This is a genomic window from Azorhizobium oxalatiphilum, assembly GCF_014635325.1.
In the GTDB taxonomy this organism is placed as follows: Bacteria; Pseudomonadota; Alphaproteobacteria; order Rhizobiales; family Xanthobacteraceae; genus Azorhizobium; species Azorhizobium oxalatiphilum.
Window position 1 is genome coordinate 977,747 of the sequence record NZ_BMCT01000001.1, and the last position, 25,924, is coordinate 1,003,670.

28 protein-coding genes are annotated in these 25,924 nt (G+C 67.6%); 8 read left to right on the forward strand and 20 right to left on the reverse strand.

Annotation, left to right across the window (positions count from 1 at the left end; translation table 11 throughout):
* Positions 1-262: 262 nt before the first annotated feature.
* Complete coding sequence (locus IEW24_RS04395) at positions 263-859, forward strand: hypothetical protein (protein ID WP_188575763.1); 597 nt, start codon at positions 263-265, stop codon at positions 857-859.
* Positions 860-1,041: 182 nt separating this feature from the next.
* Here IEW24_RS04395 and IEW24_RS04400 read toward each other — a convergent pair whose 3' ends face one another.
* From IEW24_RS04400 to IEW24_RS04410, 3 genes are all read right to left on the reverse strand, one after another.
* On the reverse strand, positions 1,042-1,581 hold the full coding sequence (locus IEW24_RS04400; protein ID WP_188575765.1) for a hypothetical protein: 540 nt from the start codon (positions 1,579-1,581) through the stop codon (positions 1,042-1,044).
* Positions 1,582-1,808: 227 nt separating this feature from the next.
* Complete coding sequence (locus tag IEW24_RS04405; protein ID WP_188575766.1) at positions 1,809-2,051, reverse strand: acyl carrier protein; 243 nt, start codon at positions 2,049-2,051, stop codon at positions 1,809-1,811.
* Positions 2,052-2,328: 277 nt separating this feature from the next.
* Entirely contained in the window at positions 2,329-4,095 is a 1,767-nt protein-coding gene (locus IEW24_RS04410) for a fatty acyl-AMP ligase (RefSeq protein ID WP_244644152.1), read from the reverse strand.
* Between the two features lie 260 nt (positions 4,096-4,355).
* Between IEW24_RS04410 and IEW24_RS04415 the strand changes: the two genes are divergently transcribed.
* The 4 genes from IEW24_RS04415 (at position 4,356) to IEW24_RS04430 (ending at position 9,046) form a co-directional block, all read left to right on the forward strand.
* Positions 4,356-6,098, forward strand: coding sequence for a WcbI family polysaccharide biosynthesis putative acetyltransferase (locus tag IEW24_RS04415; RefSeq protein ID WP_188575768.1), 1,743 nt, complete (start codon positions 4,356-4,358; stop codon positions 6,096-6,098).
* Positions 6,099-6,398: 300 nt separating this feature from the next.
* The gene (locus IEW24_RS04420; protein ID WP_188575770.1) at positions 6,399-7,016 is read left to right on the forward strand and encodes a glutathione S-transferase family protein; all 618 of its coding nucleotides are present in this window, start codon (positions 6,399-6,401) and stop codon (positions 7,014-7,016) included.
* Positions 7,017-7,098: 82 nt separating this feature from the next.
* Positions 7,099-7,815 (forward strand): uracil-DNA glycosylase family protein, encoded by a 717-nt coding sequence (locus tag IEW24_RS04425; protein ID WP_188575772.1) that lies wholly within the window; start codon positions 7,099-7,101, stop codon positions 7,813-7,815.
* A gap of 85 nt (positions 7,816-7,900) precedes the next feature.
* Complete coding sequence (locus tag IEW24_RS04430) at positions 7,901-9,046, forward strand: Mrp/NBP35 family ATP-binding protein (protein WP_188575774.1); 1,146 nt, start codon at positions 7,901-7,903, stop codon at positions 9,044-9,046.
* A 2-nt stretch (positions 9,047-9,048) separates the two neighbouring features.
* Here the strand turns inward: IEW24_RS04430 and IEW24_RS04435 are convergent, their stop codons facing one another.
* A complete protein-coding gene (locus tag IEW24_RS04435) occupies positions 9,049-11,061 on the reverse strand; it encodes a hypothetical protein (RefSeq protein WP_188575776.1) in 2,013 nt (670 codons plus the stop codon).
* A 259-nt stretch (positions 11,062-11,320) separates the two neighbouring features.
* Here IEW24_RS04435 and IEW24_RS04440 point away from each other — a divergent pair, with 259 nt between their 5' ends.
* A complete protein-coding gene (locus IEW24_RS04440; protein ID WP_188575778.1) occupies positions 11,321-12,412 on the forward strand; it encodes a TRAP transporter substrate-binding protein in 1,092 nt (363 codons plus the stop codon).
* Positions 12,413-12,683: 271 nt separating this feature from the next.
* Here the strand turns inward: IEW24_RS04440 and IEW24_RS04445 are convergent, their stop codons facing one another.
* From IEW24_RS04445 to IEW24_RS04465, 5 genes are all read right to left on the reverse strand, one after another.
* A complete protein-coding gene (locus IEW24_RS04445; RefSeq protein WP_188575779.1) occupies positions 12,684-13,199 on the reverse strand; it encodes a hypothetical protein in 516 nt (171 codons plus the stop codon).
* Positions 13,200-13,293: 94 nt separating this feature from the next.
* Positions 13,294-13,806, reverse strand: a complete 513-nt coding sequence (locus IEW24_RS04450; protein ID WP_188575781.1) for a hypothetical protein — start codon at positions 13,804-13,806, stop codon at positions 13,294-13,296.
* 67 nt (positions 13,807-13,873) lie between these two features.
* A complete protein-coding gene (locus IEW24_RS04455) occupies positions 13,874-14,431 on the reverse strand; it encodes a hypothetical protein (RefSeq protein WP_188575783.1) in 558 nt (185 codons plus the stop codon).
* An 87-nt stretch (positions 14,432-14,518) separates the two neighbouring features.
* Positions 14,519-14,824 (reverse strand): hypothetical protein, encoded by a 306-nt coding sequence (locus tag IEW24_RS04460; protein ID WP_188575785.1) that lies wholly within the window; start codon positions 14,822-14,824, stop codon positions 14,519-14,521.
* Positions 14,825-15,063: 239 nt separating this feature from the next.
* A complete protein-coding gene (locus tag IEW24_RS04465; protein WP_188575787.1) occupies positions 15,064-15,465 on the reverse strand; it encodes a hypothetical protein in 402 nt (133 codons plus the stop codon).
* Positions 15,466-15,717: 252 nt separating this feature from the next.
* On the opposite strand from IEW24_RS04465, the gene IEW24_RS04470 reads away from it, so the two are divergent.
* Together IEW24_RS04470 and glyS are read left to right on the forward strand one after the other, a co-directional pair.
* Positions 15,718-16,653 (forward strand): glycine--tRNA ligase subunit alpha, encoded by a 936-nt coding sequence (locus tag IEW24_RS04470; protein WP_188575789.1) that lies wholly within the window; start codon positions 15,718-15,720, stop codon positions 16,651-16,653.
* A 116-nt stretch (positions 16,654-16,769) separates the two neighbouring features.
* On the forward strand, positions 16,770-19,013 hold the full coding sequence (gene glyS / locus IEW24_RS04475) for a glycine--tRNA ligase subunit beta (RefSeq protein WP_188575791.1): 2,244 nt from the start codon (positions 16,770-16,772) through the stop codon (positions 19,011-19,013).
* Between the two features lie 494 nt (positions 19,014-19,507).
* Here glyS and sciP read toward each other — a convergent pair whose 3' ends face one another.
* From sciP to IEW24_RS04530, 11 genes are all read right to left on the reverse strand, one after another.
* Positions 19,508-19,783 (reverse strand): CtrA inhibitor SciP, encoded by a 276-nt coding sequence (sciP, locus tag IEW24_RS04480; RefSeq protein WP_188575793.1) that lies wholly within the window; start codon positions 19,781-19,783, stop codon positions 19,508-19,510.
* A gap of 350 nt (positions 19,784-20,133) precedes the next feature.
* Positions 20,134-20,574 (reverse strand): group II truncated hemoglobin, encoded by a 441-nt coding sequence (locus tag IEW24_RS04485; protein ID WP_188575795.1) that lies wholly within the window; start codon positions 20,572-20,574, stop codon positions 20,134-20,136.
* Between the two features lie 239 nt (positions 20,575-20,813).
* Entirely contained in the window at positions 20,814-21,164 is a 351-nt protein-coding gene (locus tag IEW24_RS04490; protein ID WP_308468356.1) for a hypothetical protein, read from the reverse strand.
* Between the two features lie 86 nt (positions 21,165-21,250).
* Positions 21,251-21,559, reverse strand: a complete 309-nt coding sequence (locus tag IEW24_RS04495) for a 2Fe-2S iron-sulfur cluster-binding protein (RefSeq protein WP_188575797.1) — start codon at positions 21,557-21,559, stop codon at positions 21,251-21,253.
* A gap of 180 nt (positions 21,560-21,739) precedes the next feature.
* A complete protein-coding gene (locus tag IEW24_RS04500; RefSeq protein ID WP_188577355.1) occupies positions 21,740-22,876 on the reverse strand; it encodes a DegT/DnrJ/EryC1/StrS family aminotransferase in 1,137 nt (378 codons plus the stop codon).
* A 191-nt stretch (positions 22,877-23,067) separates the two neighbouring features.
* Positions 23,068-23,340 carry a DUF6129 family protein gene (locus tag IEW24_RS04505; RefSeq protein WP_188575799.1) on the reverse strand — a complete coding sequence of 91 codons (273 nt, stop codon included), beginning with the start codon at positions 23,338-23,340 and terminating at the stop codon, positions 23,068-23,070.
* A 106-nt stretch (positions 23,341-23,446) separates the two neighbouring features.
* Positions 23,447-23,806: a DUF3024 domain-containing protein gene (locus tag IEW24_RS04510; RefSeq protein WP_188575801.1), complete on the reverse strand. Its 360-nt coding sequence runs from the start codon at positions 23,804-23,806 to the stop codon at positions 23,447-23,449.
* 167 nt (positions 23,807-23,973) lie between these two features.
* Positions 23,974-24,213 (reverse strand): nitrogen fixation protein NifZ, encoded by a 240-nt coding sequence (locus IEW24_RS04515; RefSeq protein WP_188575803.1) that lies wholly within the window; start codon positions 24,211-24,213, stop codon positions 23,974-23,976.
* 6 nt (positions 24,214-24,219) lie between these two features.
* Positions 24,220-24,525 (reverse strand): nitrogen fixation protein NifZ, encoded by a 306-nt coding sequence (locus IEW24_RS04520; RefSeq protein WP_188575805.1) that lies wholly within the window; start codon positions 24,523-24,525, stop codon positions 24,220-24,222.
* Positions 24,522-25,313 carry a 4Fe4S-binding leucine-rich repeat protein gene (locus tag IEW24_RS04525; RefSeq protein WP_188575807.1) on the reverse strand — a complete coding sequence of 264 codons (792 nt, stop codon included), beginning with the start codon at positions 25,311-25,313 and terminating at the stop codon, positions 24,522-24,524. The genes IEW24_RS04520 and IEW24_RS04525 overlap by 4 nt, the downstream gene beginning before the upstream one ends.
* Complete coding sequence (locus tag IEW24_RS04530; RefSeq protein WP_244644153.1) at positions 25,306-25,923, reverse strand: hypothetical protein; 618 nt, start codon at positions 25,921-25,923, stop codon at positions 25,306-25,308. The genes IEW24_RS04525 and IEW24_RS04530 overlap by 8 nt, the downstream gene beginning before the upstream one ends.
* Between the last annotated feature and the right edge of the window lies 1 nt (position 25,924).

Below are 25,924 nucleotides of genomic sequence, written 5' to 3' on the forward strand. Positions count from 1 at the left end.
AGCGCCGGGCGGCAGGCGCTGGCCCCCATCTAGACCCGTCCGGTTGTGGGCTCTACCCCATGCCGCTGCGTATCAGGCATGAAAATTCGGAAATGACCGGTGGAATTGCAATCTGCGGTATTCCGATGACATTGCAGGCCATGCAGCCCTTACGCGGCCTTTATGTAAGGCCGATGCTTCCGAATGGAGAGCTTACGGGGCGAGGGCCATCTTGCGGGGCGTCGGACGGGTTCACGGCCCGTCGCTTTCCAAGGAGGCGTCATTGCCCCTCGCTTATTCCCTGCCGGTCGAGGCCGCCGATGCGGCCCAGAAGGAGCCCCCCCGATCGTCCGCTCTGCCCGCGCCGCTGCTGGCGCGCATGAACGAGGGCGGGCTGGTGGCCAAGGACCATGTGCTCGTGCTGGGGGCGGATTGCCTCACGCTGGCGCTGGGCCTGTGGCAGGCCGGCTTCACCAATGTGGGCTGCGCCCCGCGTAATCTGGACTGCGTGGCCCACGGCATCACCGACAGCCTGATCATCACCGGCGCGCCCTGCGGCGATGCGCTGGACCGGCTGCTCGCCCGTGCCCGCTTCTCGCTGCGCGACCGTGGCCTGCTGTTCCTGCATTTCGCGGTGGCCCGCAGCTTGTCGCTGCCGCGCCTCTATGCCCAGCTCACCGCAGCGGGTCTCGTGGTGGGCGACATCTCCGCAGATGGCCGGGGCGGCCTGTGGCTGAGCGCCCGTGCCCGTGCCGCGCTGCGCGTGGTGGGCGGCAAGCGCCGGATGGCGCATGAGGAGGAACAGCGCCGGATGGGGGAGGAAAAGCCCTGTGAGGACAAGGCGCGCGGCCTGACCGGCGCGCGCCGCGTCACGCACTAGACGTGTGTTGCGGAGGCGGATTCACGGGGCAGATGGTTTCCATCTGACCCGATCCGGCTCTGACAGGGCTGCCGGCGGAAGCCCGGACCAGCGTCCCCGCAGCGAACGGCCTTCCGCAAGGACGAAGCCCCCGGATCCGTCAGGGTCCGGGGGCTTTGTGCATTCGGGTGTCGGTGCAGCGATCAGAAGAAGCGGCGCTTGGGCGTCTCGCTGTCTTCCTCGGCTCCGCTGTCGCGCAGGCGGGCGGCCTCCTCGCCTCGACGGGCGAACTCCGCGAACGGATCGGCCTCCTCCTCGCGGGCGCGGGCAGCGGGAGGAGCGGCATCAAAAGGGACGGAGGGGCGCTCCGTCGCGGGCTGGGCCCGGGTGGAATCCGTGAAACGGCTGGCCTTGCTCTCCAGCCACGGCAGCGGATAGGGGGCGGCGGCATAGGCCACGCCGTCTTCCTGCTCCCAGGCCACCATGTAGATCTGCTCTTCCGCCGGCAGGCCCGGCAGCGCGAACATCTGGGGCGCTTCACGGACATTGCCGCTCCAGCCCAGCGAGTGGGCGAGCTGGAAAGCCTCGTCGAGGAAAACGGTCAGGGTGGCAATACGATCGGCGCGGGGGGTGAGCCCCATGTCGATCTCCATCAGCTGCCGCAAATAGGCCTCCACGCTGTCGCCCGGCGCCCACTGGGCGCCCGAGGCGAACTGGTAGAGATGAACGCGGGCACTTTCCATGTAATGGCTCCGTCCGGTTCCGACCCTTCAAAAGGCGGCGTGGCGGGGTAGGTTTCAATTATGGCGAGACCAAGTGTAACGCGCGTATCCAAACAAAGCGTATCCATCCGGCTGGGGATGAGATGCTTGCGCTTTGCTGGGGTGAATACGGTTGTACCGCTTGGGTCCCGGCCGGAACGAAACACCCGTCCGGAGGAAAAAGTGATGTCTGACAGAGTGTTAGGCGATCAGGCCGCGAGCGTTGCCACGTAGCCGGCAAAGGTTTCGACGGTCGGATAATCCTCGGTCACGGAGGGATAGAGCTCGACGCCGAACCGATCCTCGATTTCCAGCACGAAATGCACTGCCATGGCCGAATCAAGCCCGAGGCTGGCGAAGGTCGCGTCCGGGGCGATGCCGGCGGCCTCGATCTCCAGCGTCGCGGCAAGGCGCTCCCGGCAGAAGTCGGTGATGTCGGGCAGGGAGGGCATGGCAGGTCCGGGGCTGGGAAAGGGGAGGGAAGCTTTAGGGCGTGAAGGAGGAAACGGTAATCAACGCACAACGGCCGCGTTGCAGAAGATCGTCATCCCCGGACTTGATCCGGGGATCCACGTCGGGCCGATGGTGGCCGGTATGAAGGCGAACTCCACGGCCACCGCTCATGAAATCACCCCATCCTCCCGGCGGAGGGACGTGGATGCCCGGATCAAGTCCGGGCATGACGATGCTTTGCTGCATGGATGCCCAGAGATGAATGTTGACCCCGCTCTATAATGCCGCGTCTTCGGAGGCTGGCTCCGGGGCGCGGGAATCCCACACTTCCAGCGTGCCGTCCAGCCACTGCTGGCGGGTGCGGCGGCGCTGAATCTTGCCGGACGTGGTCTTGGGAATGGTGCCGGTGCGGATGAGCACGATCTTCGAGAGGAAGACCTCGTGATTGTTCGTCACCGCCGCACGCACGGCGGCGAACACGTCCGCCTCCACGATGTCGCGGCGCTTGGTTCGCTCCACTTCCTGCACGAGGATCACCTGCTCGGTGCCGTCTTCGGCCGACACGCTGAACACCGCGCCATAGTCGCGCCGCAGCGCCGGATGCGCCTCGGAGACGGTGGCCTCGATGTCCTGCGGATAATGGTTCACGCCCCGGATGATGAGCACGTCCTTCAGCCGCCCGGCGATGAACAGGTCGCCGTCCGCATCCAGATGTCCGAGGTCTCCGGTGCGCAGGAAAGGGCCGTCCTCTTCCGCGCCTGCGATGCGGGCGCGGAAAGTTGCCTCGCTCTCCTCCGGCCGTTGCCAGTAGCCGCCCGCAATGCTCGGGCCGGAGACCCAGATCTCGCCGATCACGCCCGGCGCGGCGCGGCGCAGCGTCTCGGGATCGACGATGGCGAGGCCCACGTCCGGCATGGCCGGGCCGCAGGCGGGGATGATCTGCGCGTCCAGCTCGCTCTCCGGCGCCGCGATGCGCCGGGCCTGCAAGCCCTTCGCGCTCACGGTGGAGGTCTTTACGCCGCTGCCGCGCGGGGCGGAGGACACCACCAGTGTCGCTTCCGCGAGCCCATAGGTGGGATGCAGCGTGCGGGCGTTGAGGCCATAGGGCGCGAAGGTTTCGGCAAAGCGCACCATGGTGGCCGCGCGCACCGGCTCGGCGCCGTTCACCGCCAGCGTCCATGAGGAGAGGTCCACCCCCTCCATCTGTTCGGGGCGGAAGCGGTCCACGCACAGGTCGAACGCGAAGTTGGGCGCTGCCGCCACCTCGGCCCTGAAGCGGGAGATGTTCCGCAGCCAGTTGAGCGGGCGATGCATGAAGCCGGACGGCATCATGAGCACGCAGGTCGCACCCACATAGAGCGGCTGGAGCAGGTTCAGGATGAGCCCGAGATCATGATAGAGCGGGATCCAGCTCACATGGGTGGAGCGGGCCATATTGCCGAAGCGCTGGCGCATCATCTCAAGGTTCGAGATGAGATTGCCGTGGCTCACCATCACGCCCTTGGGCGCGGAGGTGGAGCCGGACGTATATTGCAGGAAGGCGATATTCTCGCGGCCGAGGCCGAGGTCGGGAATGTCGGACTGATCCACGCCCGCGAGCGCGACCGTGAGATGGTGGATGCCGGCATCCGAGAGGCGCTGGCGCAGGGTCCCGCGCGGGTCTTCGTCCTCCCCCGCCGGGCTCAGCGCGAGGCGCGGGGCGCAATCGGCCATGATGGCGGCGCTGGCATCCTGCGCCGCATTGCGCCGGGGCGGCATCAGCGGCACAGCGATGACGCCCGCCATCAGGCAGGCGAAATAAGCCACCACGAATTCAAGCCCGGACGGGAAGATCAGCAGCGCCCGGTCGCCGGGCTGGGTCTCATCCATCAGCGTGCGGGCGAGGGTCGCGGCCTCGGCAGCGAGCTGGCCATAGCTCAGCTCGGGCTCGATGCCCGGCTTGCCGGAGGAGAAGACAAGGGCACGGGCTTCCGGCGTGGTGGCGGCGCGATGGCGCAGGATATCCACCAGCGAGGAAAAGGGCCGCACGGGAAAGTTCGACATATGGTCCATCATGCCCCGGCCCGTCGCACGTCTGCGGCCTTGCTTGAAAAGCCGGACCTCTCTTGTACGATCCCGGCCTGCCTGCCCATCCCCGCCGCTCCGGATCGAACCCTGACGGCCCGGCCCGCCCACGTGCCCAAAATCATTCCCGCGTCATTCCAATTGTCTCAGCCCGGATTTCAGTTTAGCCGAACCCGCATGATCGTTTCAAACGCAGCGCACACGGCGATGGACAGGTCTACCTGCGGGGGAGCGGCCTGATGGCGGCGGACGATCAGCGCGTCGCGCCCGATTTCTCACGTGAGCGCGACATCCTCTCCACCATGGAGGTGCGCCTGCCCGGCCGCCGCAAGCCGGACGGCACGGTGGCGCAGGATCTCGTGGTGCCGGTGCGGCTGTTCCTCTACGGCCCCTTCCTGCGCCTGCCGGCGGGCCGCTATGCGCTGCGATTCGAAGGGGATTTCCCGGCCCCGCTCCAGAAAGGCCATCCGCTGCTGGGCGTGGAGGTGATCGCCCAGAACCGCATGCTGCGGGCGTGGCGCGACTTTACCCACGAGGAACTGCAAACCGGCGACCGCACGCTCCTGTTCGAGGTGCCGCACGCCCTCTCCATGGAGAGCGGGGCGGATGCGCCGTTCGAGTTCCGCTTCACCGGCTTCGGCACCGCGCGCTTCACCATCACTGGCCTGACGCTGCGCACCGCCTCGGAGGCGGAACTGGCGCAGGCACCGCCCATGCGCTGGCGCATGCTGGGGCGCATCCGCACCCTGCCGCTCTCCGGGGCGGTGGGTGTCTCGCCGGTTACGGTGAGCGCGCTGAAATTCTGGCGCTCGTGGTCGCCGCTCTTCCTGCCCGCCGGCCTGCACCGGCTGGACATCGCCTGCGATCCCGGCCGGGGCGCCGGGCCGGACGAGCCGCTGCTGGAGGTGAGCGTGCGCACCCGCGAGGGCGGCACGCTGGGCACCGAAACCTTCAGCGGCGCGGCGCTCAGGGATGGGGCGGGCAGCTTCCTGTTCGAGGTGCCGCCGGATGCCAGCCTCGACAGCGGCGTGCCGCAGAAGATCGACATCGCGATCCGCCATTTCCGCAACGGCGCGCTGAAGCTGAAGGCGCTCGACATCACCCATCTGCCCGATGGGGTGGGGGCGGCGGAGGGCGTCATTCTGCGCTCCACGCCGCGCGGGGGGACCACGCGGAAGAAGATCCTCATCTTCGGCAATTGTCAGGGCAGCCTCGTCGCCCGCGCCTTCCGTGAAAATCCGGGCTTCTCGAAGCGTTTTTCGGTGAAGCACCATTTCATGGAGCTGCCGCCCAACCTGCACGAGCAGGGGCGCCGCGACATCGAGGAATGCGACCTGCTGCTCATTCAGGACATCAAGGAGTGGGAGGCGTATCCGCTGCGCGCGCACGTCCCGGATGATCTTCCGACACTGCGCTACCCCTGCGTGCGCTTCGCCTCGCTCTGGCCGTTCGATGCCTTCAACGGGCCGGACGACAGGATCGCGCGCAACAAGGATTATCCGAACTTCGAGTTCACCTATTTCGACGGTCTTCTGGCGCGGCTGCGCAAGGACATTCCCGATCCGGACGCGCGCTTTGCCGCCTATCGCGATCTCGACGTGAAGGGCGTCATCGACCCCAGGCGCCTGCACACGTTCGAGGAGAAGCGCCTGCTGGCCATGGACGAGAAATTCCCGGCCGGCATGGGTGCCTACATCCTGGAGAACTTCCGCAGGAAGCGGGTCTTCTACACCACCGCCCATCCCAACGGCGCCATCCTCGGCATGCTGATGAAGCATCTGGCCAAAGAACTGGGGGTGCGCCAGCCGTTCTGGTTCTCAGGCCCGCTGGATTCGCTGAAAAGCCTTCAGATCCCCGTCCACCCCAAGGTGGCCTCCGCCCTCGACGTGACATGGGCCGGCGCGGATGCCCGCTATCTGGTGCGCGGCGAGAAGGTGCGCTGGGAGGACTATTTCCGGAAATACATCAGCTATTACGGGTGAGGACGAAGGCTGATACGCGCCTGTTGCCCCGTTTGAAGCGGGTCTCGGTCCTCTTCGCTCGTCATGCCCGGGCTTGACCCGGGCATCCACGTCGGGCCGACGGTGGCTGTTGTGGCGCATGGGGCTGCCACTGCCGTTCGCCCTTTCGTAGATCGGCCGCCCGGCGGTGGGACGTGGATGGCCGGGTCAAGCCCGGCCATGACGAATGGCGAGGGAGCTTCCCCCCATCGCCTTGACGATGCATGGCTCCCCATGGTCTGTGGCATACAAAACACCAAGACAACACGAGGAGACCGCCCCATGCTGCTGTATCTCGCCGGCCGCTCGCCCAATCCCCGCCGCGTGCAGTTCTTCCTCGCCGAGAAGGGCATCGAGGTGCCGACCCGTACGGTGGACATCGGCGCCAAGGAGAACCGGCTCGCGGAATTCCTGGAGATCAACCCGCGCGCCACCGTGCCGGTGCTGGTGCTGGATGACGGCACCCCCATCGCCGAGAGCATCGCCATCTGCCGCTATTTCGAGGCCGTGCAGCCCGAGCCGAACCTGTTCGGTGCGGATGCCAGGGAGATCGGCCTCGTGGACATGTGGCAGCGCCGGGCCGAAATCGAGCTTATGCAGGCGGTGCAGTTCGCCTTCCGCCATGTGCATCCGGCCATGGCCGAGCGCGAGATCCCGCAGGTGAAGGAGTGGGGCGAGGCCAACAAGCCCAAGGTGCTGGATTTCCTCGGCTTCATGGACCGTGAGCTGGCGGGCCGCGAATATCTGGCGCTGGACCGCTTCACGGTGGCCGACATCACCGCCATCGTCGCCATCGACTTCATGCGGGTGGCGCGCATCACGGCGCCGGAGGAGTTCACCAACCTTGCCCGTTGGCGCGCCGCCGTTTCCGCCCGCCCGGCCGCTGCCGCGGGGGCGTGAGGGGGCGCACCCGCCGCCCGCTGCCTATATGGAGGCGGGACGGCGGGGTGCCGTCGCGCGAAAGGCGCAGCACGAGGCGCACATGGCGAGCGATCGCAGCCGGCTCACCCCCGGCGCGGACATCAGCGCATTTCTGGATGAGGCCGGGGCCGGCGATCCCGCGCTGGCGCATCTGCTTGGCGAAATCCGCGCCTGTACCGTCTGCGTGGACACGCCGCGCGGCAAGCCCATGCCCCATGCGCCGCGCCCGGTGCTGCGCGCTTCGGCGAGCGCCCGCATTCTGGTCGCCAGTCAGGCGCCCGGCACGAAGGTGCATCTCACGGGGCTGACCTTCAACGATGCCTCCGGCGACCGTCTGCGCCAGTGGATGGGCGTGACGCCGGCCGAATTCTACGACACGTCCCGTGTCGCCATCGTGCCCATGGGCTTCTGCTTTCCGGGACAGGATGCCTCCGGCGGCGATCTGCCGCCGCGCCGGGAATGCGCCAGCCAGTGGCACGATCGCCTGTTCGCCGCCATGCCGGCGTTCGACCTCGTGCTGGTGATCGGCCGCCCGGCGCAGCTCTATCATCTGAAGCGCCTCGGCAGGCACGCGCAGATCGGCGCCAGTCTGACCGAGACGGTGGCCAACTGGCGCATGGTGCGGGAGGCGGGGGCGCGGCCGAAGGTCTATGCGCTGCCCCATCCCTCCTGGCGCAACACCGGCTGGCTGAAGCGCAATCCGTGGTTCGAGGCCGACCTGCTGCCGGAGTTGCAGGCCGACGTGGCCCATGCACTGCGCGTGCGGGACGCCACTTAAGATAGGGTTCCCTCCTGTGCCTCGCGTGCATTAGACAGGGTCCAAATAGGGCGCACCGCGCCGTACGAGTTTGGGAGAGAGTTCGATGTCCGACGTCACCGAAGACATGGTCCGCGCCGCGCTGGCCAATGTGCGCACGCCGGACGGCGTTGCCCTGTCCGCGTCGCCTGCTCTGTCGGGCATCGTCGTCACCAGCGGCAAGGTCTATCTGTCCGTGACCGTGGACGCATCGCAGGCCCGCGCCTGGGAGAGCGTGCGCGGCGAGGCGGAAGAGATCGTGCGCCGCATCCCCGGCGTTGCCTCCGCCCTCGTGGCGCTCACCGCCGAGCGCAAGGCCGGCGGGCCGCGCCCCGCCGCCCCGCCGGCAGCCGGCGGGCATGGGCACGGCCACAGCCATGGGCAGGCCCGCGCCGCGTCCGGCGGCATCGAGGTGCCCGGCGTCGCCAACATCATTGCGGTGGCCTCCGGCAAGGGCGGCGTGGGCAAGTCCACGGTCTCGATCAATCTCGCGCTCGGCCTGCGCGATCTCGGCCTCAAGGTGGGCCTGCTCGATGCCGACATCTACGGCCCCTCCGTGCCGCGCATCGCCGGCGTGCATGCCAAGCCCGAGGTGATCGACGGCAAAACCATGCTGCCGCTGGAGAATTTTGGTCTCCAGCTGATGTCCATCGGCTTCATGGTCGAGGAAGACACGCCCATGATCTGGCGTGGCCCAATGGTCATGTCCGCCATCTCGCAGATGCTGCGCGAGGTGAAGTGGGGGCCGCTCGACGTGCTGGTGGTGGACATGCCCCCCGGCACCGGTGACGCGCAGCTCACCATGGCCCAGCAGGTGAGCCTTGCGGGCGCGGTCATCGTCTCCACCCCGCAGGATCTGGCGCTCATCGATGCCCGGCGCGGCATCGCCATGTTCCAGCGCGTGAACGTGCCGATCCTCGGCGTGGTGGAGAACATGGCGACCTTCGTCTGCCCCCATTGCGGCGGCCGCTCCGACATCTTCGGCCATGGCGGTGCGCGCGCGGAAGCGGAAAAGCTGAAAGTGCCTTTCCTCGGCGAGATCCCGCTGCACATGCGCATCCGCGAGATGTCGGATGCCGGCGTGCCGATCATGGTCTCCGATCCCGACAGCCCGCAGGCGGCGGACTATCGCGCGGTGGCGGAGAAGGTGAAGGCCTCGCTCAGCCGCTCCGGCACCTCGGCGCGCCCGGCGCCGCGCATCGTCATCGAGTAGTCTTAGATGACACCCGCCCGTCGCGCCTTCAGCGCGCGGGCGGCGCTCCAGCAGCCGTAGAGCGCCAGCGGCGCGCTCACGGCGGTGAGGAAGCAGGCAGGCATCACATAGGCATCCGCAATGGGCAGGCCCGCCGCATCCCCGAGAATGAGGATGGTCAGGCGCGTCACCACGCCGAGACCCAGTGAGAGCGCGATCAGCAGACTGAACGGCAGCCGCCGCGCCAGCGCCGCCAGCACCAGCCCCACGAGACACGCCAACACGCCGATGGCCGCCAGCGGCGGCAGCACGAAGGGCATGGCGGCGGCGAGGCCGGAGCGGATCATCTGCGAGGTGCGGTAGCGCACATCGCCCAGCGTGCCCGCGCCATCCACCAGCATCTTGCTGATCCGGAACGAACCTTCCGGCGTGCGCACGCGCGAGCCGGCGCTCATCAGATCCCACAGCCGTAGGCGGGTGATCTGCCGGTCCTTCTGCGTCACGTCGATCCAGCAGGCGGCGAGCGGGCAGGTGGCGGTGATGCGCAGCAGCTGTTCACCGGGCGGCGGCGGGCCGGGCCGGCCGGGGGGCGGGGGCAGGGGTTCGAGCGTTGCGGGGATGGCCGCGCCCGCCGCATCCACAAGGCGCATGACCAGCGGCGTTGCGTCCGGCCCGATGAACTGGGCTTCGAGCACCACCTTCTGCATCTGTTCGAGGGTGGGCACCATGGGCGGGCGGTTGAGGAAGGTGAGCGCCTCGGCGATCTCCACCGGGGTGCCGGTGCTCGGCCCGCCGGAAACCGGCCCCCAGTCGATCATCGTCACCTTGCGCAGCGCGCCGATGATGCGCCGGGGCAGCGTCTCCACGAAATCGGGGGCGAGGCGGGGGACGGCGTTGCTGAGCATGCGGCGGCAGGTGAGCCGTCCGTCGGTGCAGGCCGCCTCCACCTCGTCGGCCACCCGCCGGTAATAGGCCTTGGCCTGCTCCAGCGTCTCGTGCTGGCCGAGGCCCTTCACCGCGAACAGGAAGGCCACGTGGAACCAGCCGCCGGCCATGTCGTCGCAGCCGGTCGCGTAATGCGGGCAGCCATTGACCCAGAGCGGCGCGCCGGGCGGGTCCAGATAGGGCTTCAGCGCCGCGAAGGCCGGGCTCACCGCATAGATGCGCATGCGGGTTGCCCGCGACACCGGCACATAGGCCACCCTGTCGCCGTCCTCGACCGAATAAAGCGCGCCCAGCGCCCGCTCGAAGCTGGCTTCCTTGATGGCGACCGTGGTCCAGCTGCCATAGGCGAGGCGGTTGATGCCGGAATAGGCTCCGAACACCAGTGCGAAGCCGAGCCCGAACCAGACCAGCGCAAGACCGGTGGCGGCGAGCCGGGCGGGCGCCCGCGCGCCGCCGTCCGCGCCCGTGCGCACGAGGGGGAAGGCGAGGAACAGCAGGGCGAGCGTGGGCAGCACCCACAGGCCTTCCTCGCGGGTGAGCCACAGCCAGCCGAGCAAGGCGCCCGCGCCGATGCCCCGCCCCGCCATGTCCGGCGCGCGGCCGCGAAACAGCAGCCAGATGACGGCCGCGAACAGGAACAGCGTCTGCCCGCTGTAGATGGCATCGCGCAGCACGCGCAGGCCCGAGGCCATGGCCAGCACCGGCACCATGGCGAGCGCCAGCAGCACGGCGATGCCAAGCGCTGTTGAGCCGGTGACGCGGCGGATGACGGCAGCGAAGGTGAGGCAGGCGGCGGCATGGAACAGTCCGTGCGCCAGCGAGACCGGCAGCCCCAGCCAACTGCCGAGCGCGAGGAAGATGGAGTAGCCGTTGCCCTTGTGCAGGGTCAGGAAATAGTAGGTGCCGAACCAGTTGCCATTGGCGAAGCGGCGGGCCAGCGTGAGGAACAGGCCGTCGTCGAAGGCGGCATCCGGCTGGATGCTGATGGGGGCGAAGGCGTGGGTGATGACGATGAGGAGGGCGACAAGCCCGAACAGGACCGCAACGCCCCTCTGCCGGATCGTCCCGCGATCCATCGCCCAGCCACCCATGGTCCCCACCGTCCCGGACAGGCGCGGCCCCCCGGCCGTGCAACACGGTTTGTGCTCTAGCGGTACGATCGCCCGCTGCGCAAGGGGTTTCCGGTGCGGGGTTGCGCGCCATGGATTTTCGCGCAGGTCCATTCCCCAGTCCCGCAAAACCCACTAGAAGAAAGTCGAGGATGACCTGGCGTCAAAGACCGGGTACCGCTTATGCCAACGGGTGTGCGCCAAATCAAAACACCCAATAAGTGTCCTAGGGAGTGAACATATGAAACGCCGTGAGTTTCTCGCCTCGGCCGGCGCCGGTGTCGCCGCGTCCACCGCCATCGCTATGCCGGCCATCGCGCAGTCCGCGCCGGAAGTGAAGTGGCGTTGCACGTCCTCCTTCCCCAAGTCGCTGGACACCATCTACGGCGCCGCCGAGCTGATGGCCAAGACGGTCTCGGAGGCCACCGACGGCAAGTTCCAGATTCAGGTTTTCGCGGCGGGCGAGATCGTCCCCGGCCTGCAGGCGCTCGATGCCACGCAGAACAAGACCGTGGAGATGTGCCACACCGCCTCTTATTACTATGTGGGCAAGGATCCCATCTTCGCCTTCGGCTCGGCGTTCCCGTTCGGCCTCAATGCGCGGCAGATCAATGCGTGGTTCTTCCACGGCAATGGCCTGACCCTGCTCAACGAATTCTACAAGAAGTATGGCGTCTACATGCTGCCCGGCGGCAATACGGGCGGCCAGATGGGCGGCTGGTTCCGCAAGGAAATCAAGACCGTGCAGGATCTTCAGGGCCTGAAGATGCGCATCGCGGGCATCGCCGGCCAGATCCTCGCCAAGCTCGGCGTGGTGCCGCAGCAGCTTGCCGGCGGCGACATCTATCCGGCGCTGGAAAAGGGCACCATCGACGCGGCCGAATGGGTCGGCCCCTATGACGACGAGAAGCTCGGCCTCCAGAAGGTGGCGCAGTATTATTACTATCCCGGCTGGTGGGAAGGCTGCGCCTCGCTGACCTTCTTCTACAATCAGGAACAGTGGAACGCGCTGCCGAAGAATTATCAGGCCATCCTGAAGGCGGCATCCCTGCAGGCCAATGCGGACATGCTGTCCAATTACGACGCCAAGAACCCGGCTGCGGTGCAGCGTCTGGTGAAGGCCGGCGCCCAGCTGCGCCGCTTCCCGAACGAGATGATGGACGCCTGCTACAAGGTGGCCCATGAGCTCTACGAGGAAATCGGTGCGAAGAGCCCCGAGTTCAAGAAGGTCTATGACGACGCCAAGGCGTTCCGCAACGAGGAATACCTGTGGTGGCAGATCGTCGAATACACCTATGACGACTATATGGTGCGCGCCCGCACCCGTGGCTGATCTGCCGCGCTGCTATTGAGCTGAACCGGCCCGGAGCGATCCGGGCCGGTTTTTTGTTTGGGCCTCTGCTCAACACATGGGAGGCACGTCTCCCGCGCGGACGTGCTCTGTCCGGCGGTCCGGCGCGCTCGTCCCCCATGCGCAACGCGCTCCCTCTCCCGCACCGAAGTCGGATGTTTCCGACTTCGGCACGTTGTTGCCGTAACCGGCATGAGCCGGTTACGGGCGGGAGAGGGCTTTGCCTTCCGTTTCCGGCCCGCGCCGCGAAAGCCTATTTCCCGATCAGCGGCCCCAGCGCCGTCACCACCTTCTGGGCGTTGCTGCGGGCGGTGGCGGGGTCGGCCGCCAGCGAGCGGACGGTCAGCATGTCGCCGTCGCGCAGGATGATGGCGGTGGAGGCGGACATGTCGCCCATGGGCCAGGCGCTGATCCAGCCTACCGCAGGCGCCACCTCCAGCTTCGTGAGCTTGCAGGTGGGGCTCTTGTCCTGACACAGCTTCTCCATGTGCGCGATGCTGGTCTGGCCGGAGCGGATGCGCTGCTCGGTGCCGTCGCTCTGGCGGCCGATCAGCACGTCGATCATGGGATTGCCTTTGCAGTCCTGGCACATGAGCGTCACGCGCTTGGCCTCCGACCGGGCAATGAAGCCGGAGCCCAGAGCCGAGGTCAGTCCGCTCGATACGCTGGTCAGGTCGCGGGTGGTGAAGCCTTCCGCCTGTGCCGGTGCGGCAAGGCTCGCAAGGGCGATGGCGGAAAAGGCGGCGAGGGGAAGTCCGGAAAGGCGCATGGCCGTTCTCCTGTCGGTGCGGGGGGCAGGGGAAAGCGGAAAGCGGAAAGCGGAAGGCGGAAGGCGGCCATGACGGCGGCCTGATGAAGAGGGGCTACTGGCCGATCACCGGACGGACGACGGCCAGCGTCTTGTCCACATAGGCGCGCGCCTGTTCGGGATCGTTGGCGAGCGCGCGCACGGTGAGCTGGTCGCCATCGCGCAGGATGACGGCGGTGGAGAGCGCCTGCCGCCCCTGCGGCTGGGCGCCGATCCAGCCCACGGCGGGGGCCACGTCGAGCATGGTGGCCGTGCACTGGTCATTGATCTTCTTGCAGAGCGCGTCCACTTCCGGCTGCCCGGTCTTGCCGGAGCGGATGTTCTGCTCGATGCGGTCGTTGCTCTCCCGCCGCTTGATGGTGACATCGACCAGCGGGCCGAGGCCCGACTTGCACACGATGGTGACGCGTTGCGGATCAGCCACCGTCTGGCAGCCCTCGCCGAGGGCGGCGCTGACGGTGGTCGCGAAGGGGACGAGGTCGCGGGTCGCGAAGCCTGCCGCATCGGCGCTCGCCGTCATCGGCAGGGTGGCGGCAAGGCCCATCATGCTCGCGATCAACAGGCGCATTGAGTTGGTTCTCCTGAGGGGACGTCGAGGACGTAACGCTCGGGAAGCCAAAGCGTTGCCGTCCGCCTCAGCGATTTTCCAGTCCCTTGGCGGCGCGCTCGGCGCGGATGCTGTCGGCCTCGGTGCGGATCTGGTCGCGCATGCCGATGAGGCCCGCGCGGGCGCTCTGGCGCGCGGCGGCGGGAATGCCGGGGGCGGGGTTGGCCTCGTCCCATGTCAGCACGCGGTCGATGGTGCGGATGAGGGCGGAGATGTCGCCGAAGGCATATTCGTTGATCGGCCGCCCCACGGTTTCCATCAGGGATGAGAACAGTGCCGGCGCGCCGGAGGGGTCGATGTCCGGATGGGCGGCGAGAAAGGCGCGGAAGCGCAGTTGCCCGGAATAGAAGGCGAACACCGCATCCTCCTTCTTGCCGGTGCCGAACAGGCGGTTGGCGCGGCGGATGAGGGCCACCGCCTCCTGCGCATCCGGGGCGGTGGCGGAAGGGACGGCGGGTGCGGGCTGGGCGAGCACGGGCGGTGCGCCGGCCACTGCGAGCAGGAGCAGAAGGGCGAGCCGGTGGACGCGGCGGCCGCGCCGGGGATCGCTGGGCAACGGCACGGTCTTGGCGCGTGTCGGGAGCACGGTCTTGGCCCTTGTGGAGAGGTGCCCGTCAGGGCCGGATGCGGCCATTGCAGGCTGGTCGGCGGGAAGGCGCGTCGGGTCGGCGCCTCAGACGTGGATCACACCCTTGAAGATGAGCGCTGCGGCCACCGCCAGCAGTGGGATGGCGACGAGGCAGAGCGTGAGCGTTATCCGCCGTGCGGTGGTGAGCGGCGGCGTACGCGCCTCGGCGGGCGCCTTGCGGGAGCGCACATAGCCGAGGAGCCCCACCACGAGGCCGCCGCCGACGATCTGGCCGAGGATCCGCGCCGGGGTGACGTCACCGTTCCGGGTGAGATTATACGCCACAAGCGCCAAGGCGATGGCGACGCCCAGCGCAGCATGTCGGAGAATGATGGCAGTACGCAGGGTCATTTCCAGTATCCCGTGGGCCACGGGAGATAACAGATATGATTAAGGTCGAGCAATAGCGGTAACATTTCCGAATGTGGATTGTGGTATGAAGATACAATAGTCTTTTATAATATTTCTATGGCTAGGGATGCGTGTGCAGCGGCGGGGCGTGTGCTGTTCGGATGTGCCTTCCGGACAAAGAAAACCCCCGGAGCGCGGGCGCTCCGGGGGGCTTCGTCAGCGATGCCGGCCTGTCAGGCTCAGCGGGTCGGGCCGGGGGTCGCCTGGGTGCGGCCACCCTCCTGCGCCGGGCCCTTGTGCGGATCCTGCGTGGACACGCCGGAGCGCGGGGTCACGGTGCCGGTGGTATCCATGGTCGAGCCCGAACCGCTGGCGCCGGGCGTCGCCTGGGTACGGCCGCCCGCCTGCGCGGGGCCGGAGTGGCTATCCTGGGTGCTGAGGCCGCTGCGGGGCGTGGGCTGGGAGGCCTTGTCGCCCGGCGTCATGCCGGAGTCCGGCGTATAGCCCGGGGTGGCCTGGGTGCGGCCGCCTTCCTGTGCGGCGCCCTTGTGCGGATCCTGCGTGGACAGGCCGCTCTGGGCGGACGCGCCAACGGTGGACAGGGCCAGAAGGGCAGCGGCGGCAAGGGTGATCTTACGCATTCTCAGGTCTCCTTATGTGTTCCTCTGACCCAACCAACACCCTGTGGTTAAGATGGTTCATTCACACAAAAGCGAAGCCGGCTTCCGTAAATGCATGGAACCAATTGGGCTTGCGACGGCGCAGCTTGATCTGGCCGGGGCCGTTCTCTAGTGTCCGCACGCGCTCCGAAACGAGCGCGTTCCGTCCCGCCACGCGGCGTCGGCAGGGGGCGCTCCGGCCGCCTGATGGCACCGCCGCTGACATGAAGCGCCATGATCGATCCCGCCCTTCTGCCCCACATGCGGCCCGACCGTTCCTTCCAGGGCCTGCTGCTGACCCTCCAGACCTTCTGGGCCAACCAGGGCTGCGTGGTCCTTCAGCCCTATGACATGGAAGTGGGCGCGGGCACCTTTCATCCGGCCACCACCCTGCGCGCGCTGGGGCCGAAGCACTGGAAGGCCGCCTATGCGCAGCCCTCCCGCCGCCCCAAGGACGGCCGCTATGGCGAGAACCCCAACCGCCTCCAGCATTATTACCAGTTCCAGGTGATCCTGAAGCCGTCCCCGGCGAACCTTCAGGACCTCTATCTCCAGTCGCTGGATGCCATCGGCATCGACACGAAGCTGCATGACGTGCGCTTCGTGGAGGATGACTGGGAGAGCCCGACGCTGGGCGCGTGGGGCCTGGGCTGGGAGTGCTGGTGCGACGGCATGGAAGTCTCGCAGTTCACCTACTTCCAGCAGGTGGCCGGCTTCGAATGCGCGCCTGTGGCGGGCGAGCTGACCTACGGCCTTGAGCGCCTCGCCATGTATGTGCAGGGCGTGGAGAACGTCTACGACCTGAACTTCAACGGCCGCGAGGGCGCGGAGAAGGTCACGTATGGCGACGTCTTCCTGCAGGCCGAGAAGGAATATTCCCGGCACAATTTCGAGCATGCGGACACCGACATGCTGCTGGAACAGTTCCGCATGGCCGAGGCCGCCTGCGCCAAGTATCTGGCGGCGGGCGAGGATGGCGAGCGGCATCTGATGGCGCAGCCGGCCTATGACCAGTGCATCAAGGCGTCCCACGTGTTCAACCTGCTGGATGCGCGCGGCGTGATCTCCGTCACCGAGCGGCAGAGCTACATCCTGCGTGTGCGCGAGCTGGCCAAGGCCTGCGGCGCGGCGTGGCTGAAGACGGAAGCCGGCGGCGGTGCCGCCGCCTGAGCCCTTTTGTGGTGCCGCCGCCTGAGGTTTTCGGGCGCGGGCCGGTTCGCTCTATCCTGCATCCGTGAGGGCCGTGCCCGCCGGACGCCCGTTTCGCCCCGAAGGGCCAAAGACCCATGCCTGATCTGCTTCTTGAACTCTTCAGCGAAGAAATCCCCGCCCGGATGCAGGCGCAGGCGGCGGATGCGCTGCGCAAGCTCGTCACCGATGCGCTGGTGGAGCGCGGCCTCATGTATGAGGGCGCGAAAGCCTTCGTGACCCCGCGCCGTCTCGCCCTTGCCGTCCACGGCCTGCCCGGCCGGCAGGCGGACAGCAAGGAAGAGCGCAAGGGACCGCGCGTGGGCGCGCCCGAAGCGGCCATCCAGGGCTTCCTGAAGAGCACGGGTCTTGCCTCCATCGAGCAGGCCGAGGTGGTCAAGGATGCCAAGAAGGGCGAGTTCTACGTCGCCCTCATCGAGCGGCCCGGCAAGGCGACCACCGAAGTGATCGCCGACATCATGCCGGACATCATCCGCACCTTCCCGTGGCCGAAGTCCATGCGCTGGGGCACGGGCACCATGCGTTGGGTGCGCCCGCTGCACTCCATCGTCTGCACCTTCGGCACCGACATCGAAGACCCGGAAGTCATCCGCTTCGAGATCGAGGGCATCGTTTCCGGCGACGTGACGCGCGGCCACCGCTTCCTCGCGCCCGAGGCTTTCCCGGTGCGCCGTCTGGAGGACTGGCTGGCCAAGTTGGAGGCGGCGAAGGTCGTCGCCGACCGCGACCGCCGCAAGGCCATCATCCTCAACGACGCCAAGGATCTGGCGCTGGCCAACGGGCTGGAGCTGGTGGAGGACGAGGGCCTGCTGGAGGAAGTCTGCGGCCTCGTGGAATGGCCCGTGACCCTCATGGGCAGCTTCGAGGAGCGCTTCCTCGACATTCCCGACGAGGTGATCCGCGCCACCATCCGCGCCAACCAGAAGTGCTTCGTGCTGCGCGACCCGCGCACCGGGCGCCTCGCCAACCGCTTCATCCTGGTGTCCAACATCGCCGCCACCGATGGCGGCAAGGCCATCGTGGCGGGCAATGAGCGCGTGATCCGCGCCCGCCTCTCGGACGCGAAATTCTTCTGGGATACCGACCGCCGCACGCCCATGGCGGACCGGCTCGGCAAGTTCGACAACATCACCTTCCACGAGAAGCTGGGCGCGCAGGGTGCGCGCATCGGCCGCATCGTGACGCTGGCGCAGGAGATCGCCCCGCTGGTGGGCGCCGACGCCGCGCTGGCCGGCGAGGCGGCCCGCCTCGCCAAGGCGGACCTGCTCACGGAAGTTGTGGGCGAGTTCCCCGAGCTTCAGGGCCTCATGGGCCGCTATTACGCCCAGCACGAAAACCTGCCGCCGGAAGTCGCCGCCGCCAGCGAGGAGCATTACAAGCCGCAGGGGCCGTCCGACCGCGTGCCCTCCGCGCCGGTTTCCATCGCGGTGGCGCTGGCGGACAAGATCGACACGCTGGTGGGCTTCTGGGCCATCGACGAGAAGCCGACCGGCTCCAAGGATCCTTACGCGCTGCGCCGTGCGGCGCTGGGCGTCATCCGCATCATCCTCGACAATGAGCTGCGCCTGCCGCTGCGCCCGCTCCTCGTGAGCGCCGCCCGCCAGATTCTGGGCGAAGAGCATTACGAGCACAATCCGCACGACGCCCTCGGCGTGGAAAGCTTCGCCGACCGGCTGGTGGGCGAGATCATCAAGGGCCTGACCCGCCGCCTCGCCCACGTGCCGCGGGGTGAGGAGAGCACGGCGGCCGCCGGTGCCGAGCGCATCGAGGGCGCGACGCTGTCGGGCGATCTTGCCGCCGACCTGCTGTCCTTCTTCGCCGATCGCCTGAAGGTGCATCTGCGCGAGCGCGGCGCCCGCCATGATCTGGTGGATGCGGTGTTCGCGCTGGAGGGGCAGGACGACCTGCTGCTCGTGGTGCGCCGGGTGGAGGCGCTGGCCGATTTCCTCGGCACCGAGGATGGTCGCACCCTGCTGGCGGGCTATCGCCGCGCGGTGAACATCCTGCGCATCGAGGAGAAGAAGGACGGCGTGGCCTATAAGGGCCCGGCAGAGGCGAAGCTGCTGAAGGAAGCTGCCGAGGAACATCTGGCCGCCGCCATCGAGACGGTGAAGCATCAGGTGTCCGAGGAAGTGAAGCACGAGCATTTCGCCGCCGCCATGGGCGCGCTCTCGCATCTGCGCGGGCCGGTGGATGCCTTCTTCGACGCGGTGATCGTGAATGCGCCCGAGGCGCCGCTGCGCGCCAACCGCCTGAAGCTGCTCGACGAAATCCGCTCCGCCACGCGCGGCATCGCGGACTTCGACCGCATCGAGGGCTGAGGGGGCGGGCGACCTGTTTGCAAGGGGGATGCCCTCGTTCTTAGTGAGAGGTCGTTGACGCGCAGGGCTTCCCTCCCGCACGACCTATCCCCTCTCCCGCTTGCGGGGGAGGGTTAGGGAGGGGGCAGACCGGGCGGAACATCTGGAAGCCACGTACCTGGCGGAGCGCGTCCCCGCCTGCGGCGGGCCCCCTCCCAACCCTCCCCCGCAAGCGGGAGAGGGCTTTCCCGCGCGCTACCCGCGCAAGTATTTCCAAGTAATATTTTCTTATCCATCTTCGCTGACTGCGCTGGCCGGATAGACCACAGCTGCCTCTTCGGCGTAGGTGGGCTGCGACATTCTCGCGCAGAGCGCGTATCCGCCCGGCAAGCGCACGGACGCCGTCACGCCACCACGCCGACCCTCAGTCCCGCGCCCCTCGCAGCGTCAGGAAACCGGCAATAAAAAAGCCCCGGAGGCCGATGGCATCCGGGGCTTGTCTGGTTAATGAAAGATTACTGGCGATAATGCTGAATGCGTGTGGTGCGCAGGCCCGGCAGGCCGTGACGATCAATGGAGGCCTGCCAGGACAGGAACTCGTCCACCGTCAGCGTATAGCGCTTGCAGGCTTCTTCCAGGCTGATGAGGCCGCCGCGCACGGCGGCCACCACTTCCGCCTTGCGGCGGATCACCCAGCGTCGCGTGTCAGGCGGCGGCAAATCCGCAATTGTCAGCGGACTGCCGTCAGGCCCGATCACATACTTGGCTCTGGGCCGATAGGCATCGGTCATCGTTACGCTCACCCGTTACTACCCCACTCTTGAATTGAACTGTGGCAGAGGGCGATGAAGAATTCCCTAAAGGACAAATGGAGGATGTTGTTTACTTCTCTTAATGGAAGCTGAAACAGGCATTCCTTAACGAATGGCGCATGAAGTTGTTAACCAATTCCGCGCCGTGGTTGCAACATAGGTTGCATCGCTATTTGTCGCCAACTTGGCGCGCCCGGATCAAAGCACAAGAACTGCCGAGTATCCGCGAAGATTGCAGCTGCTCGTCTGCTCATCATGCGCAGATGCGGCGTACGCCCTGTTCTGCCGGGGGCGCGGGGCAGGGCGGGCGAATGCGCGGAAAGCGCCCCTCAGGGCGCGCCGGGCGGGGCGATGCCGGGCTCGGCTACGTTGCGCATCCAGTCGGCAAGGCGGGACATGGCGGCGTCGATGCCCTGCCGGGTCCGCTCATCCGGCACCGCGTCCTCAAGCGCGCCACGCATGCACATGAGCCAGGCATCCCGGTCGGCCGCCTTGATGGGCACGTGCATGTGGCGCTGGCGCATGCGCGGGTGGCCGCGCTCGGGCGTGTAGAGCTTCGGGCCGCCCAGCCATTCGCTGAGGTAGCGCTTCAGAACGTCCTTGGTCTCGGTGAGATCGGGCCGGTGCAGGGAGCGCAGGTAGGCCGCATCGGGCAGGGTGTCCATCCGGTGATAGAAGTCCTCCACCAGCCGGTCGATGGTGGCCGCGCCCCCGATGCGCTCGTAGACGGACACCTCGGTCCCGGCCGTGGCCGCATTCTCCTGGGACATGACCTTCCCTCCCGCCGCAGTGCAGCCTTGCCTGTCATCGCCGGCTGATGGTTCTTCGGGAGGGGTTTCCCGAGGAACGGTATTCCCCGTCGGCACTGTTTCCCCGCAGATGGGGCGTTTACGCCGGCAAATCAATATGGTGCGGGGCTGGAGACGGCGCGCGCTTCGACCGATCTGCGCCGGCAGGCCGCCGCGCCGTCTCCCGCGTGGAGAGGAAGGCACGGCGGCCGATCATCGGCTCAGGCGGCGGAGGCGGCACCTGCTGCGGCAGCGGCGGCGCCCTCGGCCACCGCTTCCGCCTTCAGCACCGACAGTTCCACCTTGGTGAGGCGGAACACGCCGCGCCCGCCGGCCAGCGCCTGATAGGCGGTGGGCACGGCGAGGCTGAGGAAGTTGAACCATTGCTGCGCGGTGAGGGAGGCCGGGGTCTCGCCCGCTTCCACCACCGAGCCGTTGTTGATGAACTTCATGTGCAGGATCACTTCCGGCACGGCCTTGAGGCCCGGATCACGCGCCGCGATGGCGCGCACTTCGCCGAGATTGGTCACTTCGGCAGAGGGCGCCTGGGCGGTGGTTTCCGTTTCACTCATGGGAACACTCCTTTTGCTGGGGGTCAAAGAGAGGTGTCCGCGTCCGGACTGGCGGTGTTCCGGGCGCGGGGTTGGTGATCCGGCGATCAGAGCCCCGAGTCGAAGCCCAGGATCTCGATCTGCACGTCCTCGGTGCCGAGGATCACCGCCTGGCAGGCGAGGCGGGATTTGGAGGAGACGCCGACCATGGCATCGAGCGTCTCATTCTCCTCGCGGGCGACGCGGGAGAGGCCCTTGCGGCCGGCATGCACGAAGATGTGGCAGACGTTGCAGGTCTTGTCGCCCTTGCAGGCGTGGCCGAGCTTGATGTCGCCCTTGGTGAGCACGTCCAGCAGGCTCATGCCTTCGGCGGCTTCCAGCACCTGGCCGGAGGGCATGACGGTGAGAGTGGTCATCTGTACGCTCCTTCTTGTCGTCTCGTCTGATGGTGTCGTTTGGTCCATGCGGGCACACGTCGTCATGTCCTGCCCGTTCGCGGGGCGGGATGATCTTGTGCTCAGTTGAAGGAGGCGGAAGGCCGCCGGGCACGCGCGTCGTCCCGAAAGGTTCCGGCTCCGGTTCGCGTCAGGCGCGCGCTAATAGATGGCCGCGCCGGCCCCCACATTGATGGAGGCGTCCTTCATGGTCTCCACGATGAAGGCGATCTGGTCCTCGGTGAGATGCGGGTGGAAGGGCAGCGCCACCGCGCGGTCGGAGAGCTTTTCCGCCACCAGCAGGTCGCCGCGCCGGTAGCCCATGTCGAAATAATGCCGCTGCAGATGGATGGCCTGGCTGTAGGCCGCCGCATGCACCTGCTCGGTGCGCAGATCCTCCACGATGGCATCGCGGCTGGAGCGCGAGAAGCGGTTGCCCAGATGCACCAGATAGAGGAACCAGTTCACATCCGTCACATCCGGCCCCGTATAGGGGTCCTTGATGCCTTCGAACGACTTGATGTGGCGATAGTAGAGATGCTCCACCGTGCGCCGCCGCTCGAGGATCGCATCGAGCCGCCCCAGCTGTGCGAGGCCGAGGGCGGCGGACATTTCGCTCATGCCCGCCTGATAGGGTGGGGTTGAGCCCACCACCACGGAGGCGCGTTCCTCCAGTCTGTGGGAGCGCGCGCGGCGGGCGTGCATGGCGATGTCGATATCGTCCGTCACCAGCATGCCGCCCTCGCCGCAGGTGATCGCGAAGGGCTGGGAGAAATCGAACACCGAGGCATCGCCGAACGTGCCCACCAGCGCACCCTGATAGCGCGCGCCGATGGCCTCGGTTGAGTCCTCAAGCAGCTTCAGCCCGTGCCGTTCGGCCAGCGCCCGCAGCCGATCCCAGGCGGCGGGGTGGCCGTTGGTGTTGCCGGCGATGATGGCACGGGTGGCCGGCGTGATGCGCGGCTCCGCCTTCTCCGGCGAAAGCGTGCCGGACCAGTATTCCACGTCGGCGAACACCGGCTTCGCGCCGGCGAGGCTGATGGCGTGGGCGGTCTCGCGGAAGGAATAGGGCGAGGCGATCACCTCGTCACCGGGGCCGATGCCATAGGCTTTCAGCGCCAGCAGCAAAGCCATGGTGCCGCTCGGCACCGCCACCGCATGGCGGCGGCCGAGATAAGCGGCGAACGCGGCTTCGAAGGCCGCCACCGTGGGGCCTGCGGAGAGCAGCGCGCCACGCAGCACCGCCTCCACCGCCGCCAGCTCCACCCCGGTGATGTCGGGATCGGAGAGCGGGATCATCTCCACATCGTCGTCCGCGTCTTCGTCCGGCTCCGGCGCGGCGTCCACCGGCACGAGCACGGGGCCCGCGCCCGGCAGCCGGATGACGGTGGAGGAGCCGGGCGCGCCACCGCCATCGATGAGCCGGAGTTCAGTGGCGCTGGGCTCGGTGGGATGCGGCTGCGATGCGCCGGTTCGTTCTGTGGCGTCGGTCATGGCCCCACCTGTCGCATGGCCAGCACCAGTCCGGTGGCGCGGGCGGGATCGTTGGTGAGCTGGACGCAATGGTCGTGGCCGTCCAGCAGGTGCAGGTCGCAGGCGGCAAAGGTGCGGAACGGGGTCTCGGCCACGTCCGAGGCGTCGCAGCGGGTCCAGCTCAGATGCGGGAAGCGGCCGCGTAGGGTGGCGATCACGCCCGCGCCGCCCGCCTCCGCCCCGTTCAGCAGGGCTTCGATGTCCGCAAGTTCACTCGCTGCCAGCGCCATGGTTTCGTTCCCGTTTCCGTATCCGGCCCGCGTCCGCCTGTCGCCTTCCGTGTCGGCTTTCCGCCTTTTCCGTCAGGTGCGTGTCCTTGTTTGGAACGATGCAAATTCATTGCCAGAAGATGCGCTCGGGGTCCTCGTTGAGCAGCGCCAACAGGTCGGCGAGGCGCGGATGGGTGCTGTGCAGCCGCCATTCTTCCAGGCCATGGTTCTTGGCGAACAACTGCCACTCCCCGGTGTCGGGCAGATGGATCAGGCGGGCCACGTCGATGATGCCGCCGGTGGGATCCACCTTGCGCGAGCAGCAGGGGCTGGAGATGCGGTAGCCACCTTCCACCTTCGCCACGGTCGGCGAGACGTAGCGATAGCGCGCGCGATCCTCCAGCGCGCGCTCGATCCGCTTGCGGTCGAGGTCGTTGGGATGGGCCGCCGGGCGCAGCAGCAGGGTGGCCAGGGCTGCGGATGGCATCCGTCTCTCCTCCAGGTCTCTCTAGAGCATGTTCGGCTTTGATTGCTTCGCAATCCAAACCGAAAAACATTCTCTATCAATAAGTTGGAGTGTTTCAGTGTTTCCATGAAACAATGAAACGCTCTAGCGAAGACGCTATCCTGCGTCCCCGGCGCGCCACCAGGCGGTCAGGCCGGGGTGATCTCCTCCTCGAGGCAGCCCACCACGAGGCGTTCGCCGAATTCCACCAGATAGACCGGCATGTTCGCCTCCGTGTGGGTGCCCACGTTCACGATCTCCCCGAGCCCGCCCTCGGGCACGAGGAGCGCCTCCTTCGGCGCACCGGGAAAGGTGCCGTCGTTCACCAGGTCGACGGTGGTGCGGACCCTCTGGCCCCATTGATACTTCGGCAGTCTGGGCTCGAACACGTCACGTCACTCCGGCAGGGGGATGTCGATGTCTTCGCGGGTCTCTGCGGGCTCCAGCTCCTTGCGCTTCATGCCCACGCGGTTGCCGCTGTCCAGGAATTCGACGCCATAGATGTAGAATTGCTGGAGAAATGTTCCGATGCTCACCACGTAGCCGATCTCGCCCTTCTTCGCGAGAACGTCGCCGATCTCGCGGCCGGCATAGGTGCCGTCATTGCGGATGGTGCGGCGGGATTTCACCTTCTGGCCGTAGATGAAGGTGGGCGGGGCATCCAGCTCCACCACATCGCTGTCGCGGACGATATTGCTCATCGCGGGGCCTCCAGAAGTTCCACGCGCCGTCCCGGCGCGGGGCTGTCGCTCGCAGCCAGCCGGGCGCGGGCGGCCTCGCGCACCATCTCGTCCCCATCCTCCACCAGCAGGGCGGCGGCCTGCGGCGTGGCTTCGCTCGCCACCAGATGGCGCACCCGCCAGTCGGGGTCGCCGGCAAGGCGCGCCAGCAGGTCCGGCGGCAGGCGGCGGGCGGCATCGAGCCGCACGGTGGCATCGCGGTCGCGGGTCATGCGCGGCAGCCATTCGGCCGGCACGCGCTGGGCCACCACGCGGCGCACCTCGGTCTCCGGGTCGTCCATCAGCCGCCCCAGCAGAGGCGGGGCGATGCGGCGGGCGATGACGAGGCGCACGTAATAATCCTCGTCCGCCAGCATGGGCAGCAGCTCGCCGTCCTCCAGCAGGGTCACGATGCGGATGCGCACCTCGCGGTGCGGATCGTGGCGCAACGGCAGCACGAGGCGCTTTGGCAGGCGGCGGGCGGCGTTCCAGCGCACCGTTTCCTCCGGATCCTCCAGCAGCGCCGGCAGCAGGAAAGGCGCGGCATGCTTGGCGGCGATCGCCCGCACCTCGAAATGGGGATGCTTCAGATGGCCGTTGGCAAGGCCGGGGTTCCAGTTGAAGAACCGATCAATCCGCCGGGCATAGCGATCCTGCACGCAGGCATGCTTCAGCCGGCAGCGCCCCTCCGCTCGAAGGTCGGCGTGGGCGCACCTGCCGCAGTCGATGTCGTGGCCCTGCCAGTCACGGGCTTCGTCGATGTCATCCATCGGCGTCCGGCTCCGCTTGTGCGGCTTCCGCCCGGTCCGCCACGTCCAGCAGCAGTCGGGCGCCGATCTTGTCGGAGGGGTCGAGTTGCATCAGCTTGGTGGCGGCGGCGCGTCCTTCCTGCAGATCGCCGAGGCGCATCTGCAGATAGGCGTAGCCCTTCAGGGTGAAGAGGAAGAAGCGCGGTTTCAGCGCCTCATAGCTGGAGAAATCCGCGTCCGTGGCGCGCACCTCGCGCCAGTCGGTGGAGAAATTGTTGCTGCGTCCGGCCGTCACGAGACACTCCCGTGCCACGGCCAGGGCCTGCGCCAGCCGGCCCTTGTAGAAATAAAAGCGGTAGAGGCCGATGAGCACCGCCACATGGCCGGGCGCCAGCGCCTGCGCGGCCTTGAGGTGGGCTTCGGCCACGGCGCTGTCGGCATAGGCGAGGCTCGCCGCTTTCAGCTCCGCCTCGGCCGCTTCCGGCAGGCCGCCGCCGAGCAGCGGATCACCCAGCAGCCGGTCCACCCATTCCGCGTCCGCCGTTGAGCCGGCGGGTGCGGCGCCGGCCGCCCGCGCGGCCGCATCCGCCTCAGGGCGGGTCCGGTCGCGGGGCAGGGTGGCGGCGTCCATG

What these genes read in the sequence shown, in the direction of transcription:
- IEW24_RS04400 (WP_188575765.1), bottom strand. Translation starts at nt 1,581, where the DNA reads ATGGAAAGTGCCCGCGTTCATCTCTACCAGTTCGCCTCGGGCGCCCAG.
- IEW24_RS04405 (WP_188575766.1), bottom strand. Translation starts at nt 2,051, where the DNA reads ATGCCCTCCCTGCCCGACATCACCGACTTCTGCCGGGAGCGCCTTGCC.
- IEW24_RS04410 (WP_244644152.1), bottom strand. Translation starts at nt 4,095, where the DNA reads ATGTCGAACTTTCCCGTGCGGCCCTTTTCCTCGCTGGTGGATATCCTG.
- IEW24_RS04415 (WP_188575768.1), top strand. Translation starts at nt 4,356, where the DNA reads ATGGCGGCGGACGATCAGCGCGTCGCGCCCGATTTCTCACGTGAGCGC.
- IEW24_RS04420 (WP_188575770.1), top strand. Translation starts at nt 6,399, where the DNA reads ATGCTGCTGTATCTCGCCGGCCGCTCGCCCAATCCCCGCCGCGTGCAG.
- IEW24_RS04425 (WP_188575772.1), top strand. Translation starts at nt 7,099, where the DNA reads ATGGCGAGCGATCGCAGCCGGCTCACCCCCGGCGCGGACATCAGCGCA.
- IEW24_RS04430 (WP_188575774.1), top strand. Translation starts at nt 7,901, where the DNA reads ATGTCCGACGTCACCGAAGACATGGTCCGCGCCGCGCTGGCCAATGTG.
- IEW24_RS04435 (WP_188575776.1), bottom strand. Translation starts at nt 11,061, where the DNA reads ATGGGTGGCTGGGCGATGGATCGCGGGACGATCCGGCAGAGGGGCGTT.
- IEW24_RS04440 (WP_188575778.1), top strand. Translation starts at nt 11,321, where the DNA reads ATGAAACGCCGTGAGTTTCTCGCCTCGGCCGGCGCCGGTGTCGCCGCG.
- IEW24_RS04445 (WP_188575779.1), bottom strand. Translation starts at nt 13,199, where the DNA reads ATGCGCCTTTCCGGACTTCCCCTCGCCGCCTTTTCCGCCATCGCCCTT.
- IEW24_RS04450 (WP_188575781.1), bottom strand. Translation starts at nt 13,806, where the DNA reads ATGCGCCTGTTGATCGCGAGCATGATGGGCCTTGCCGCCACCCTGCCG.
- IEW24_RS04460 (WP_188575785.1), bottom strand. Translation starts at nt 14,824, where the DNA reads ATGACCCTGCGTACTGCCATCATTCTCCGACATGCTGCGCTGGGCGTC.
- IEW24_RS04465 (WP_188575787.1), bottom strand. Translation starts at nt 15,465, where the DNA reads ATGCGTAAGATCACCCTTGCCGCCGCTGCCCTTCTGGCCCTGTCCACC.
- IEW24_RS04470 (WP_188575789.1), top strand. Translation starts at nt 15,718, where the DNA reads ATGATCGATCCCGCCCTTCTGCCCCACATGCGGCCCGACCGTTCCTTC.
- glyS (WP_188575791.1), top strand. Translation starts at nt 16,770, where the DNA reads ATGCCTGATCTGCTTCTTGAACTCTTCAGCGAAGAAATCCCCGCCCGG.
- sciP (WP_188575793.1), bottom strand. Translation starts at nt 19,783, where the DNA reads ATGACCGATGCCTATCGGCCCAGAGCCAAGTATGTGATCGGGCCTGAC.
- IEW24_RS04485 (WP_188575795.1), bottom strand. Translation starts at nt 20,574, where the DNA reads ATGTCCCAGGAGAATGCGGCCACGGCCGGGACCGAGGTGTCCGTCTAC.
- IEW24_RS04490 (WP_308468356.1), bottom strand. Translation starts at nt 21,164, where the DNA reads ATGAGTGAAACGGAAACCACCGCCCAGGCGCCCTCTGCCGAAGTGACC.
- IEW24_RS04495 (WP_188575797.1), bottom strand. Translation starts at nt 21,559, where the DNA reads ATGACCACTCTCACCGTCATGCCCTCCGGCCAGGTGCTGGAAGCCGCC.
- IEW24_RS04500 (WP_188577355.1), bottom strand. Translation starts at nt 22,876, where the DNA reads ATGATCCCGCTCTCCGATCCCGACATCACCGGGGTGGAGCTGGCGGCG.
- IEW24_RS04505 (WP_188575799.1), bottom strand. Translation starts at nt 23,340, where the DNA reads ATGGCGCTGGCAGCGAGTGAACTTGCGGACATCGAAGCCCTGCTGAAC.
- IEW24_RS04510 (WP_188575801.1), bottom strand. Translation starts at nt 23,806, where the DNA reads ATGCCATCCGCAGCCCTGGCCACCCTGCTGCTGCGCCCGGCGGCCCAT.
- IEW24_RS04520 (WP_188575805.1), bottom strand. Translation starts at nt 24,525, where the DNA reads ATGAGCAATATCGTCCGCGACAGCGATGTGGTGGAGCTGGATGCCCCG.
- IEW24_RS04525 (WP_188575807.1), bottom strand. Translation starts at nt 25,313, where the DNA reads ATGGATGACATCGACGAAGCCCGTGACTGGCAGGGCCACGACATCGAC.
- IEW24_RS04530 (WP_244644153.1), bottom strand. Translation starts at nt 25,923, where the DNA reads ATGGACGCCGCCACCCTGCCCCGCGACCGGACCCGCCCTGAGGCGGAT.